11 protein-coding genes, 1 pseudogene and 1 riboswitch are annotated in these 13,110 nt (G+C 73.3%); of the genes and pseudogenes, 5 read left to right on the top strand and 7 right to left on the bottom strand.

Annotated features, from left to right (window positions below; translation table 11 throughout):
* Positions 1-10 precede the first annotated feature (10 nt).
* Both GA0070215_RS10780 and GA0070215_RS10785 read left to right on the top strand, forming a co-directional pair.
* Positions 11-1,822, top strand: a complete 1,812-nt coding sequence (locus tag GA0070215_RS10780; RefSeq protein WP_091044724.1) for a hypothetical protein — start codon at positions 11-13, stop codon at positions 1,820-1,822.
* Positions 1,823-1,837: 15 nt separating this feature from the next.
* Positions 1,838-2,872 carry a glycosyltransferase family 2 protein gene (locus tag GA0070215_RS10785; RefSeq protein ID WP_091044726.1) on the top strand — a complete coding sequence of 345 codons (1,035 nt, stop codon included), beginning with the start codon at positions 1,838-1,840 and terminating at the stop codon, positions 2,870-2,872.
* A 16-nt stretch (positions 2,873-2,888) separates the two neighbouring features.
* On the opposite strand, the pseudogene GA0070215_RS29825 reads toward GA0070215_RS10785, so the two are convergent.
* Positions 2,889-3,258 (bottom strand): annotated as a pseudogene (locus GA0070215_RS29825) (hypothetical protein); the annotation flags it as partial.
* A 159-nt stretch (positions 3,259-3,417) separates the two neighbouring features.
* Here GA0070215_RS29825 and GA0070215_RS10795 point away from each other — a divergent pair.
* Both GA0070215_RS10795 and fmdA read left to right on the top strand, forming a co-directional pair.
* The gene (locus GA0070215_RS10795; RefSeq protein WP_091044729.1) at positions 3,418-3,696 is read left to right on the top strand and encodes an FmdB family zinc ribbon protein; all 279 of its coding nucleotides are present in this window, start codon (positions 3,418-3,420) and stop codon (positions 3,694-3,696) included.
* A 21-nt stretch (positions 3,697-3,717) separates the two neighbouring features.
* Positions 3,718-4,971, top strand: coding sequence for a formamidase (gene fmdA, locus GA0070215_RS10800; protein WP_091044731.1), 1,254 nt, complete (start codon positions 3,718-3,720; stop codon positions 4,969-4,971).
* Positions 4,972-5,002: 31 nt separating this feature from the next.
* Here the strand turns inward: fmdA and mraY are convergent, their stop codons facing one another.
* Entirely contained in the window at positions 5,003-6,106 is a 1,104-nt protein-coding gene (mraY, locus tag GA0070215_RS10805; protein ID WP_018786390.1) for a phospho-N-acetylmuramoyl-pentapeptide-transferase, read from the bottom strand.
* Between the two features lie 127 nt (positions 6,107-6,233).
* On the opposite strand from mraY, the gene GA0070215_RS10810 reads away from it, so the two are divergent.
* Entirely contained in the window at positions 6,234-6,443 is a 210-nt protein-coding gene (locus GA0070215_RS10810) for a hypothetical protein (RefSeq protein WP_036345821.1), read from the top strand.
* Between the two features lie 206 nt (positions 6,444-6,649).
* On the opposite strand, the gene GA0070215_RS10815 is transcribed toward GA0070215_RS10810, so the two are convergent.
* The 5 genes from GA0070215_RS10815 to GA0070215_RS10835 are packed head-to-tail and all read right to left on the bottom strand — an operon-like array spanning position 6,650 to position 12,767.
* Complete coding sequence (locus tag GA0070215_RS10815) at positions 6,650-7,522, bottom strand: ECF transporter S component (RefSeq protein ID WP_091044735.1); 873 nt, start codon at positions 7,520-7,522, stop codon at positions 6,650-6,652.
* Positions 7,519-9,150, bottom strand: coding sequence for an ABC transporter ATP-binding protein (locus GA0070215_RS10820; RefSeq protein ID WP_091044738.1), 1,632 nt, complete (start codon positions 9,148-9,150; stop codon positions 7,519-7,521). The genes GA0070215_RS10815 and GA0070215_RS10820 overlap by 4 nt, the downstream gene beginning before the upstream one ends.
* On the bottom strand, positions 9,147-10,346 hold the full coding sequence (locus tag GA0070215_RS10825) for a CbiQ family ECF transporter T component (protein ID WP_244166951.1): 1,200 nt from the start codon (positions 10,344-10,346) through the stop codon (positions 9,147-9,149). Before GA0070215_RS10825 ends, GA0070215_RS10820 begins: the two co-directional genes overlap by 4 nt.
* Positions 10,339-11,289, bottom strand: coding sequence for a hypothetical protein (locus GA0070215_RS10830; protein WP_091044742.1), 951 nt, complete (start codon positions 11,287-11,289; stop codon positions 10,339-10,341). The genes GA0070215_RS10825 and GA0070215_RS10830 overlap by 8 nt, the downstream gene beginning before the upstream one ends.
* A complete protein-coding gene (locus GA0070215_RS10835; RefSeq protein WP_091044745.1) occupies positions 11,286-12,767 on the bottom strand; it encodes a prenyltransferase/squalene oxidase repeat-containing protein in 1,482 nt (493 codons plus the stop codon). The genes GA0070215_RS10830 and GA0070215_RS10835 overlap by 4 nt, the downstream gene beginning before the upstream one ends.
* A 158-nt stretch (positions 12,768-12,925) precedes the next feature.
* Positions 12,926-12,999, bottom strand: a riboswitch (cobalamin riboswitch).
* Between the last annotated feature and the right edge of the window lie 111 nt (positions 13,000-13,110).

The following is a 13,110-nucleotide window of genomic DNA, read 5'->3' on the forward strand; positions in this document are numbered from 1 at the left end:
CATCTATCCCATGAAGATCCGGCCCGCCGTCGCCCCGCCGACCGCTGAGGACACCGGTCCCGCACAGGCCCTCGCCGACCGGCCCTCGGACGACCGCCCCTCCGACGAGCGTCCCTCGGACGGCGGGCCCCGGCGGCGGCCGAACCCGGAGTGGACGCTGGCGATCCTGGGCAGCCTGCTGCTGGCGGTGGTGCTGACCTGGCCGACGATGCGGCACCCGGCGACCACGATCCCCGGCGACCTCGGCGACCCGACGTTGCAGGCGTGGCAGGTCGCCTGGTCGGGGCACACCCTGCTCAACGATCCGGCCAACCTCTGGAACTCGAACACGTTCTATCCGGAGCGCTACACCTACGCCTACAGCGACACGCTGCTCGGGTACGCGCCGTTCGGGATGATCGGCTCCGGCTTCGAGGCCGCGGTGATCCGCTACAACGTGCTCTACGTGCTGCTGCACGCGCTGGCGTTCCTCGGGGCGTACGCGCTGGCCCGGCAGCTCGGCGCGAACCGCTGGGGCGGGGCGGTCGCCGGGGTGGCGTGGGCGTACGCGCCCTGGCGGCTGGCGCACTCCGGCCACCTGAACATCCTGTCCAGCGGCGGGATCGCGCTGGCGCTGGCGATGCTGGCGCGCGGCCACGGCTGGTCGCTGCGCCACGGCTACCGGCCGGAACGCCGCAAGCCCGGCTGGGCGGTGGCCGGATGGCTCGTCGCGGCCTGGCAGGTCACGCTCGGCTTCGGCATCGGGCTGCCGCTCGTCTACTTCCTGCTGGCCGCCGTGCTGGTGGCAGCCGGCTGCTACGGCTGGTCCTGGTGGCGCGGACGGGAGCGGCCCCCGTTCGGCCGGCGGCTGCTCGTCGCCGACCTGGCCGGCGGCGCCGTGTTCGGCACCGTGACGCTGCTGCTCGGGCTGGTCTACCTGCGCGTGGTCGACCTCAACCCGCAGGCGGTCCGGTCGCTGGACTGGACCAAGATGTTCTCCCCGCCGCTGATCGGGTTCGTCACCGCGCCGGGCGACTCGTGGCTGTGGGGGGAACGGCACGCCGCCGCCCGCGAGCAGCTGACCTGGCCGCCGGAGATGGCGCTGCTACCCGGCATGACGCTGATCGGGCTGGCCGCGGCGGGGTTGTTCGTCTCGGCGTACCCGGTGCGGCACCGCGTGGCGCTGGGCCTCGGCGTGGCCGGGACCGTGCTGCTGGGCCTAGGCGCCACGCTCGGCGGGGACGGCGATCCGGGCTACCTGACGTTGTCCACGCTCCTGCCCGGCTGGGACGCGTTGCGCACCCCGGGCCGGATGATGCACTGGACCAGCCTGCTGCTGGCGGTGCTGGCGGCCGGGCTGGTGACCGCGCTGGCGGAGTCGTGGCGCCGGCCCACGGCCGCGCGCGCGTCCCGGGCCGTGGCGACGCTGGTCTTGCTGGTGTCGCTCGCCCTGGTCACGTTGGAGGGCGTCAACCGCACGCCGCATCCGGCAGTGCCGACGCCACCGGCCGCGATGCGGACCGCGCCGGAGCCGATGCTGGTGCTGCCCGCCGGTGGGGTGGGCGACCTGAACTACATGCTGTGGTCGACCGACGGATTCCCCCGGATCACCAACGGGCTCGGCGGTTTCGAGCCGGTCACCCAGGCCCAGACGCGGGTCGCCGTGGCGACGTTCCCCGACGCGGGCAGCGTGGCCTACCTCCGCGGGATCGGCGTGCGGTCGGTCGTCGCGGTGCCGAGCCGCGCGGCGGGGACGCCGTGGGAGGGCATCGAGACCCGGCCGGTCGACGGGCTGGGCATCACCCGGGAGGATGTCGATGGCACGCTTGTCTACCGCCTCTGACAGTGCGGGCGCACGATGCGTGTGCCCGGGCCGGGCGGGGTGAGCGCCGTGCGGTTGTCGGTGGTGGTGCCCTGCTTCAACGAGGAAGCCTCGGTGGAGCGGCTGCACGAGATGCTCAGCACCGCGCTCGCCGAGCTGTCCGACGTGGACGTCGAGGTGGTGTACGTCGACGACGGCAGCGAGGACGGCACGCTGGCGGCCCTGCGTCGGCTCGCCGCTGCCGATCCGGCCGTCTGTTACACGTCGCTGAGCCGCAACTTCGGCAAGGAGGCGGCCATGCTCGCCGGCCTGCGCCGGGCCACCGGCGACGCGGTCGTCCTTATGGACGCCGACCTGCAGCACCCGCCGCGCCTGCTGCCCGAGATGGTGATGCTCTATCGCCAGGGGTTCGACCAGGTGATCGCCCGCCGGGACCGCCGTGGCGACCGGTTCATCCGGATGGTCGCCTCGCGCTCCTTCTACCGCCTGGTCAACTGGTGGATAGACGTACGCCTGCTCGACGGCGCCGGTGACTTCCGGCTGCTGTCCCGGCTCGCGGTGAACGCGATCCTGGCGATGCCGGAATACAACCGCTTCTCCAAGGGCCTGTTCTCGTGGATCGGTTTCCGCACCGCGGTGGTGGCGCACCGCAATGAGACCCGGCAGGCCGGGCGGAGCCGCTGGACGTTCGGCAAGCTGTTCAACTACGCGTTCGACGGCCTGCTGTCGTTCAACAACCGGCCGCTGCGCCTGGCCATCTACGGCGGCCTGTTCCTGACGCTCATCGCGGTGGGCTACATGGCCTGGGTGGTCGCGGACGCCGTGGAGAAGGGCATCGACGTGCCCGGCTACACCACCATCATCGTCAGCGTGATCGGACTCGGCGGCATCCAGATGATGATCCTCGGGGTGATCGGTGAGTACATCGGCCGGATCTACTACGAGACCAAGCGCCGTCCGCATTATCTGGTGCAGGAGACCGAGCACATCGTCGACACCCCCGGCCGGGTGTCCCGGATTCCGGAGCAGCGTACGGCCACCGGTGAGTCGATGGCCGGCGATACCGGCTGAGCGACTCGGTGAGCTGCGGTCGCCTGGCGCGGTTGTGCCACTGGCCGTCGACGTCGTGCGTCGGTACGCCGTCGGCGGTCAGCCCGGTCACGGCGACGCCGTCCAGCCAGGTACGTAGCTGACCGGCGGAGCCGTCCACCATGAACTCCAGGCACGCCCAGCGGTTGGTGGGCAGCGGCACGCCCCGCGGGGCTCTGCTCGGGCAGCATCGCGTCGTCGGAGGCGCGGTTGCACTGCAGGACGCCGTTCTGGCCGCCCAGCCACAGGTTCCGGTCGCCGTCGGCGGTGTCGGACATGGTGATCATCGTTCGCCGCCCTTTCGGTAGGAGATCATGGAACGACGCGCCACGGGTGATCCGTGCACCACCGCGGCGTACAGGTACCACAACCCGAACCGGACGCTCAGGGCCTGCCCGATGGCCGCGGTCACCACGAAGATGCGAGCTTCGCCTTATTCGCCCGTTTCATGCCGCTCTTGCCGCTTATCACGCACAATCGAGAGGACGCGCGTGAGCACGCACGAGAGGCCGGGACGGGAAACGGCGATGGCCACTTTCGAGTACCGCTGCCGGCAGGACGGCAGCTTCGACGTCACGCTGCCGGTCGGCGCCGCCGGCCCGTCGACGGCCTGCCCCCGATGCGCGGGCCCGGCGACTCGGGTGTACTCCGCGCCCCGGCTGGGCCGCATGCCGGCGGCGCTGCGCGAGGCCATGGACCGGACCGAACGCAGCGCGGAACAGCCGGAGGTGGTCGGGCGGGTGCCCGGCCGTCGCCCGGTACGCCGCTCGACGAACCCGGCCCACGCCCGCCTGCCCCGATGGTGACCACGAGAAGGGCTCCACGCCGTGCCTGAACTGCTGTTCTCCCTCGACTCCGCCAAGAGGTTCACCGACCAGGAGAAGGTCGGGCACAACCGCTGGCACCCCGACATCCCGCCCGTGGCGACGGTCCGGCCCGGACAGTCGTTCCGCGTCCACTGCCGCGAGTGGTTCGACGGCGCGATCCACAACGACGACTCCGCCGAGGACATCCGGGACGCCCCGCTGACCCGGGTCCACGCCCTCAGCGGGCCGTTCGCGATCGAGGGCGCCGAGCCGGGCGACCTGCTCATGGTCGACATCCTCGACCTGGGCCCCATCCCGCAGGAGTCCGGTCCGCTGGCCGGCCAGGGCTGGGGTTACACGGGCATCTTCCCCACCGGCAACGGCGGCGGTTTCCTCACCGAGCAGTTCCCCGACGCGTACAAGGCGGTCTGGGACTTCACCGGCCGCAAGGCCACCTCCCGGCACATCCCCGGGGTCTCGTTCACCGGGATCGCCCACCCGGGGCTGATGGGCACCGCCCCGTCCGCGTCGCTGCTGGCCACCTGGAACCAGCGGGAGGGCGCGCTGATCGCCACCGCGCCCGACCGGGTGCCGCCCCTGGCCCTGCCGCCGGAGCCGCAGGACGCGATCCTCGGCGGCCTCACCGGCCCCGACTTCGACCGGGTGGCCGCGGAGGCGGCGCGGACCGCTCCGCCCCGGGAGAACGGCGGGAACCAGGACATCAAGAACTTCACAGTCGGCAGCCGGGTCTTCTACCCGGTGTACGTGCCGGGAGCCAACCTGTCCCTCGGCGACCTGCACTTCTCCCAGGGCGACGGGGAGATCACCTTCTGCGGCGCCATCGAGATGGGCGGCTTCGTCGACCTCCACGTGGACCTGATCAAGAACGGCATGCAGACGTACGGCGTCGCCGAGAACACCATCTTCGTCCCGGGCGACACCCCGCCGCAGTACTCCCGGTGGCTGGCCTTCTCCGGGCTCTCCGTCACCCTCGACGGCGAACAGCGGTACCTCGACTCGCAGCTGGCCTACCAGCGCGCCTGCCTGCACGCCATCGACTACCTGACCCGCTTCGGCTACCAGCCGGAGCAGGCGTACCTGCTGCTCGGTGCCGCACCGATCGAGGGCCGGCTCTCCGGCGTGGTGGACATCCCCAACTCCTGCGCGACCGTCTACCTGCCCACCGAGATCTTCGACTTCGACATCCGCCCCTCGGCGTCCGGTCCGACCCGGATCGACCCGGGCCGGGGCGCCCCGAAGGCCACCATGAGCTGAGCGCCTGACCGCACCACCTTCGACATGGCCGTCATCCGACGGCCGCGAGGAAATCCGAGTAGAACAGGCCCAGGCCGGCCGCGACGCAGACGCCGGCCACGATCCAGAACCGGACCACGATTGTCGACTCGCTCCAGCCGGCCAGTTCGAAGTGGTGGTGCAACGGCACCATCCGGAAGACCCGGCGGCCGGTGGTCCGGTACGAGACGATCTGGATCACCCAGGTGGTGGTGATGATGACGAACAGCCCGCCGATCAGGATCGAGAGCAGCGTCGTACGGGTCACCACCGCGAGCCCGCCGATCAGGCCGCCCAGCCCGAGCGCGCCCACGTCACCCATGAAGATCCGCGCCGGTGAGGTGTTCCACCACAGGAAGCCCACGCAGGCGCCGGCCGCCGCTGCCGCGATCATCGCGATCTCCAGCGGATCGCGGACCTGGTAGCAGTACTCGTCCACGCGGGCGTACCCGTCGTCGGCGCACCAGTGCCGGTACTGCCAGAAGCCGATCAGCGAGTACGCGCCGAGCACCAGGATCGACGCGCCGGTGGCCAGGCCGTCGAGGCCGTCGGTGAGGTTCACCCCGTTCGACATCGCCGTGATCACGAAGATGAAGACCAGGACCGCGCCGACCTTGCCGACGTCCAGCCAGCTGATGTCGCGGATGAGCGAGATGTGCTCGCTGGCCACGGTCTGACCGTTGGTGCTGGGCACATACAGCGCGGCCACGCCGAACCCGCCGCCGACGAGGGCCTGGCCGAGCAGCTTGCCCTTGGCGGACAGCCCGTCGGAGTTGCGCTTGCGCACCTTGAGGAAGTCGTCGAAGAAGCCGACCGCGCCGCAGAAGACGAACAGCCCGAGCAGCACCAGGGCCGTCATCGTGGGCCCCTCCTGCGCGATCTGCCGCTCCGGCAGGGTGGTCAGGGCGAGGTGCCCGGCGACGTACGCGAGGACCGTCGCCACGATGAAGACGACGCCGCCCATCGTGGGCGTGCCCACCTTGTGCTCGTTGCTGGCCAGCCCGATGGACCGGATCGGCTGACCGGCCTTCAGCGCGCTGAAGACGCGGACCGCCACCGGCGTGCCGAACAGGGAGACGACGAACGCGACAGCGGCCGCGACGATGACCGCCCTCATCGGCCGGCCTCCACGAGACCCGGAATCTCATCGATCACGACACGTGAGCTTGCCATCCGGCGGCGGACGGAGCAGCCCCTGAGCCTCACCACGCCGAAGCTGGCGCGTACGCCGTAGCATCGACGGCATGAGGACGATTGTGGTGTCGCTCGCGGTGGCCGCGGTGCTGTTTGTCGCGCTCGTCGCCTTCGTCGCCCGGCGGGACCGGACGAGACGCCCGCCGGACGAGGACTCGGCTGTCGTCCGCCGGGCCGCCGCCGACCAGCACCGGCACGACGCGCAGCGGCAGGCCGCGTCGGGGATCGCGGAGCGGCACCGCAACCCGCCGAGCACGTAGGCACGACCGGGAGGCCCGCCGAACTTCCCGTACGCGTGCAGCCAGTCGGCTTACTCGGTGGCGGTCCGGCCCGCTGTGACCTCGACCTGCTCGCGGTGCTCACCGACGAGCCGGACGAGAAGCTCCTCGACGTACTCGCCGAACTGCACGCGGACCTCGACCGGCGGCACCCGCGGTGGGCCGGCCGGGTCGAGGTGGAATACGTGTCACTGCACGCGGTGCGCTCCGGCGCCGGCGGCACCATCTCGTCGTACGCCGGCCGTCAGCTCTGTCGGCCGGTCGGACGCCGCCGCGAAGGCGACCGGCGCACCGAACGCGGCCCGCCGGGCGGCGCGGCGCAGGGCGGCGAGGACGGCCGGACCGGCGAGGACGATCGCCACGGCGGTGGTGATCGCCCGGCCGGTGTCCCAGCCGAAGGTGGAGGTGACGGCGGTGAACAGGGCGAGGCGGTGCAGGTTCTCCAGTACGGGCGCACCGGCGACGTACGACAACTGGGTGTCCGCGCCGACGCTGAACGGCCAGAACCACAGGTTCATCAGCAGGCCGTAGCCGTAGGCGGCGAGCGCGCCGTAGCCGGCCAGGACGGCGGTCTCGGCCCGGCCGCGCAGCCGGGCCGGTAGCAGGCCGGCGCCGAGGCCGATCCAGGAGGCGCAGAGCATCTGGAACGGCAGCCACGGTCCGACGCCCGCGGTGAGCAGGGCGGACGCGAACAGCGACGTGGAGCCGAGCAGGAACCCGAAGCCGGGTCCGAAGACCCGGCCGGCGAGGACGAGCAGGAAGAACACCGTTTCGATGCCCGCGGTTCCCGCGCCCAGGGGGCGCAGGGCGGCGTTGACGGCAGCGAGCACGCCGAGCATCGCGAGGGCTTTGCTGTCGATACCGCCGGAGGTGAGTTCGGCGAGGGTGAGCGCCACGAGTACCGGCAGCATGACGAGGAAGACCAGCGGCGCCTCGGCGGTTCGGGCGGTGCTCTCCGGGTGCGCCGGGACGAAGAAGGGCCAGGTGAAGGTGGCCAGCGCGGCGGCCGAGGCGAGGGTCAGCACCACTGCGGTGCGCGGGGCGACCCGCAGCACGCTCACGCCGGCGCCCTGGTCGCGCTGATCGCGGCGGCGACCTGTTCCACTGTCAACCACGGTGCGGGGGCGAGGACCTTGGCCACCTGCGGCGCGAACGCCGGGGAGGCGAGCATGACCTCCGCGGTGGTGCCGTCGGCGACCGTCTCCCCCTCGGCCATCACGATCACCCGGTCGGCGAGGGTCGCGACGAGTTCGACGTCGTGGGTGGCGACCACCACGGCGCGGCCGTCGCCGGCCAGCATCCGGACGATGGCGCTGAACTGCCGCTTCGCGTGGTAGTCCAGTCCGCGGGTCGGCTCGTCGAGCAGGACCACCGGCGGCGCGGCCGTGAGCTGTACGGCGAGCGCGAGGGCGAGCCGCTGTCCCTCGGACAGGTCCCGGGGGTGCCGGTCGCCGGGCAGGCCGGGGGTGATCCGGTCCAGCAGGGCCCGGCAGGCGCCGTCCGCCGCGCCGGTCTCCCGGTCGGCCTGGGCGCACTCCGCGTCGACGGTTTCCAGGTAGAGCAGGTCGCCGGAGTTCTGCGGGACGAGGCCGACGTACCGGCGGGCCTGCCCGGCCCGCAGGGCCTCGGGGTCGGCGGTGCCCCGGGGCCCGGTCACGGCGACGGTGCCGCCGTGGCGGGGGCCGCTGCCCTGTACCGCCCACAGCAGGCTGGACTTGCCGGATCCGTTGCGGCCCATCAACGCGACGATCTCGCCCGGTCGCAGATCGAGGTCGACGCCGGCCACCGCGACGGTTCCCGGATACCGTACGACGATCTTCCGGGCGGTCAGCGTGGGGCAGGTGTCCGGGGCCACCGGAGCCGGTGGCGGCTCCGCGCCGGCGAGCCGGTGCCGCAGGTCGGAGGCCCGTCGGCGGGCGTCGCGGACCGACAACGGCAGCGGTGTCCAGCCGGCGAGGCGACCCAGCTCGATCAGGGGCGGTGCGATGTCGATGTGGGTCAGCGCCGTCGCGGGCGTGCCGTCGTGCACGTGGCCGTCGCCGGGCAGGTACAGCAGCCGGTCGGCGTACTGGAGCACGCGCTCCAGCCGGTGCTCGGCCAGAACCACTGTCACGCCGAGGTCGTGCACCAGCCGGGTGACTGTGGCGAGCACGTCCTCCGCTGCGGTGGGGTCCAGCGCGGAGGTGGGTTCGTCGAGCACCAGCACCCGGGGGTGCGCGGTGAGCACCGCGCCGATGGCGACGCGCTGCTGCTGTCCGCCGGACAGCGTCCGCAGAGGCCGGTCCCGCAGATCGGCGATGCCGAGCAGGTCCAGGGTCTCCTCCACCCGCTTGCGCATCACGGCCGGCGGCAGGGCGAGCTGTTCCATCCCGTACGCCAGTTCCTCCTCGACGGTGTCGGTGACGAAGCCGGCCAGCGGGTCCTGGCCGACGACGCCGACGACGTCGGCGAGGTCGCGCGGCGGGTGCGTTCGGGTGTCCCTGCCGTCGACGGTGACGGCACCGTGCAGGGTGCCGCCGGTGAAGTGCGGGACGAGGCCGTTGATCGCCCGCAGCAGCGTCGACTTTCCGGCGCCGGTACGGCCCGCGACCAGGCAGAGTTCACCCTCGTCGATGTGCAGCGTCACGTCCCGCAGCGGCGGCGGGCCGCCCTCGGCGTACTGGACCGTGACCCGGTCGAAAGTGATCATGAGCGGTCCCCCGGTGAGGTTGTCGTCGGCACGGGGACGGGCGGGTCCGCCACCGGCGGGCGGTGGACCCGCACCACGGGCGGTGGTGGTGCCAGCCAGGCCGGCGCCGCGGCGACGCCGACGGCGAGAAGCATCAGCGGGGTCAGCTGGGGCCAGGTGAGCGGGCTGACCGGAGGGTAGAGCAGCTGCGGGTCCACCGTCCCGGCGAGCATGGTCAGTGCCGCGGCGGCCACCCCGCAGCCCGCCACGAGCAGTTCGGCCGGGAGCCAGCGGTCCGGTCGGTAACGGCTGCGGCGGACCCGGCGACCGGCCAGCAGCATGCCGGTCACGGCGGCTGCCAGTCCAGCCAGAAGCATCGGCAACCCTAGATAGCCGGGCGCGGCGCTGTCGAGCAGCCCGTAGGTGCCGGCGCACACGCCGACCAGCCCGCCGAGGACGAGCCCTCCGGTGATGGTCCGCTGCCCGGCGGGCACCGCGCCGGTGCGGCCGTAACCGCGGGAGTCCATCGCCGCCGCGAGCGCCAGGGACCGGTCCAGCGCGTCAGCCAGCACCGGCAGTGCGATCCCGCGCAACGCCCGTACCCCCCGCCCGGTCGCGCCCCGCAGCCGCCGGGCCCGGCGGACCCGGAGCACGCTCTCCACCAGCTGCGGGGCGACCGACAGCGCGACCACGACGGCGGTGCCGACCGCGTACAGGGCACCGGGTACGGCCTTGAGCAGCCGCTTCGGATTGGCCAGGGCGTTCGCCGCGCCGAGGCAGATCAGCATCGTCGCCAGCCGCAGCCCGTCGTAGAAGCCGCCGAGGATCTGCTCGACGGCGACCGGCCCGAACAGGCGGATACCCGCCGCCCACTCCGGCAGCGGGATCTCCGGCAACCGGACCAGCACGTGCTCGCCCTGACCGCCGCCGAACACGATCCGGAACACCACCCGCATCGCGACGATCACCACGCCGAGCCAGACGTACATGCGGAACGCCAGCGCCCACGGCGCGTCGCCGCGCCGGCGTACCACCACCAGCGCGGCGACGGCGACAAGCAGTGCGAGCGGCAGCGGGTTCGTGGTGTGGCTGGCCGCGGTGGCCAGGCCGAGCGCCCACAGCCACCACGCGCCCGGGTGCAGCCCCCGGGGCAGCCACCATGCGGACCAGCGAGCCGGCCGGCGACCGGCGTCAGCGGTCGTGCCCGCGTCAGTCATCCGGGTCGGCGGCACGGCGCCGTCGCGCGGCGACCAGCGCGCCGGCGGCGAGCACGACCAGCAGCAGCACCCCGGCGATCGTGCCCAGCGGCAGATTGTCGTCCGCGCGGGACGCGGCGACGTCGGTCACCACGGGCTCGTCGGAGGAGCCCTCCGGTGCCCCGGTGGTGGCAGCGCCCGGTGTCGCGCTGGGGCCGGCGCCCGGTGTCGCGCTGGTGGCAGCGCGCGGTGTCGCAGCCGAGGCCGGGCCGCCCGGCGTGCCGGCCGACGGTGACGCGCCGGCGGGAGTCGACGGGCCGGACGTGCCGGCCGGCCGGCCGGGTTCACCAGGTCGGCCGCCGCCGGCCGGCGGCGGTACGACGGGTCCTCCCGCCGGTGGTGGCACCGCCGGTCCGCCGCCTGCCGGTGGCGGTGGCGGGGGCGGAGGGGGCGGAGGTGGTGGTGGGGCGGGTCGTTTCGGCGCCACCCCCGGGCGCGGCGCGTCGTTGGCGTCACGGTTGAGGGAGAACGACCAGCCCTCGAAGCTGCCGGCCGGTGGCTTGCGGTTGAGCACGCCCTTGTCGCTGTACGTCCAATTGCCGCCGTTCGGGGCGTACCAGTACGACCAGTAGGCGCTGGCCGGCGGCGTGTCGACGCACTTCTCCGCCGCAGCCGACGGCTTGCCCTCGATCCGGCAGATGAACCCCTCGCCCCAGCGCAGGGTGCCGGTGATCTGGAAGCCCGCGTCCTTCAGCGCCGCCAGGCCGGTGGCCTGGGTGCCCCGAGCGCAGCGCACGACAGTCCCGCCGCCGAGTTCGTTGAAGTCCACCACGACGGTGACCCCGGAGGAGTCCGGGCAGTAGCCGGCCGACCCGGCGGCCACCGCCGGGCTACCCGGCCCGATCACCGTGGCGGCGGTGACCAGGGCGGCGACCAGCCCGCTCCGGGCGACCCGGAGGCTCATCCCGCCCGCCGCCGGCCGAGCACGAGCAGCGTCACTCCGCCACCGACCAGCAGTAGGGCGACCAGCAGGTAGCTGGTGATCGCCGCGCCGGTGGTCGGCAGCCCACCCAGTCCTGGCGCGGCCGGCGTCGTGCTCGGCGGAGCGGCGGCGGTCGGCACCGCGGCGGTGGTCGGCACTGCAGTGGTGGTCGGTGCCGCGGTGGTGGTCGGTGCCGCGGTGGGGGGCGAGGGCGGCTGCGACGGGCTTGTCACGGTGGCGCTCGGCGTCGGCGATCCGGTGGTGGTGGGGGATGCGGTGGGTGAGGCCGTGCCGGAGGGGGTGGGGGTGGGCTCCGGGGACGTGGGCGGTGGGTCGAGGCCGATCCGGCCCAGCGGGACCTGGGCCAGCCCGAGCAGGGCCTGCGCGGTGGCCCGGCGCCACTGGTCCCGGTCGGTTTCGGTGATCCCCTTCGCCTTCGCCGCCGTGAGTCCGTCGGTGTTGTAGGCGATCGCACCGGCGTCGGCGGAGGCTGTCCCGCCGTTGTCCGCGGTGAGCTGCAGCGCGGCGAGGGCCTTCGCGGCGCGGGCGGCGTCGTCGTCGCGCCCGGCGGCGGCGAGGGCCTGCCCGGCCAGGCCGGTGCTGTTGGAGTTCGCGCCGGTGGTCGGTCCCGAGCCGCCGAAGGAGCCGTCGGCATGCTGCTGGGTCACCAGCCAGCCGGCGCCCTTGCGCGCGGCGTCACCGGCGCCGATGGCGCCGTCCTCGGCGGCGGCCAGCAGCGCCTGCACGGCCATCGCGGTCGAGTCGACGTCGAGGGTGGCGCCGGGCTGCTCGTCGCAGGAGGGAGACGGCCCGTCGGCGGTGTCCGGGTAGAGCCGGAAGCCACCGGCCGCGCACTGCTGCCGGACGAGGAAGTCCACCGTGTCCTGCGGCAGGTCACCGCTGCGGGCCAGGCCCAGCACGGCGAACGACTGGTCGAAGGTGTTACTGGCGTCCGGGCCGCTGTCGGCGGTGGTACGGCTGGTGATCCGTCCCCGCTGGTGACCGGCGTCCGCTCCGGCGATCAGCGACAGCGTCTCCTTCCGCAGGTCGTAGCCGCCGAAGTCGGTGGGGTCGGCGCCGGCGGCGGAGGCGGCGTAGAGCAGCTTGGCGGTGGCACCGCCGTCGGTGAAGCCCTCGAATCCCCAGTCGTCGTAGCTGTTGTAGGAGCGCACGTGCTTGGCGACCTGCGCGGTCGCCGCCTTCCGGGTGGGCGCGTCGACGCCGGTGGCGGACAGTGCGACCAGGCCGTCGACGGTCAGCCCCCAGTCCTCGGGGGTGAACGGGCCGGGCAGCGAGCCGTCGGTGAACTCGCCGGCCAGCCAGGACGCGGCGTCGCGGGCGGCCGTGACGTGGGCCGGGGTGGGTGCCGCGACCACGGTCAGCGGAGCGCCGGTGATCATGGCAAGGGTCGCCACCGTGGCTGCACCGAGACCGGTGGTGAGACGCCGGGACAGGGGCATCAGGGGTGCCTTTCGCAGAGCGGTCGGTGAAAGCTCCGGGAGCACCCCGAGAAACGGACACCCCGCTCCGCGTGCTGCGGTGGGCGGGGTGGGCCGGACCTCGGCGGCCCGGACTTCACCCTGTAGACCTCGACAGTGGAAGCCGCTCGTCCCGGGCGGGGCATTCCGGCTCGCGAAAAGGGGACTCTCGCTCACGGTTGCGGGTCAGCGCCGGCTTCGCACCGGCTTCCCCCCGCACGGGACGTATGCAGTTGTGTGCCCGGCGTGCACCGGGTGCCGACACCGTACCGCTCGGGCGCGCGACGACGCCAGAGCGCAGACCGGCACCCGGTGCGCCGCTTGC

Origin of the sequence: Micromonospora marina (assembly GCF_900091565.1) — a bacterium.
GTDB lineage: Bacteria > Actinomycetota > Actinomycetes > Mycobacteriales > Micromonosporaceae > Micromonospora > Micromonospora marina.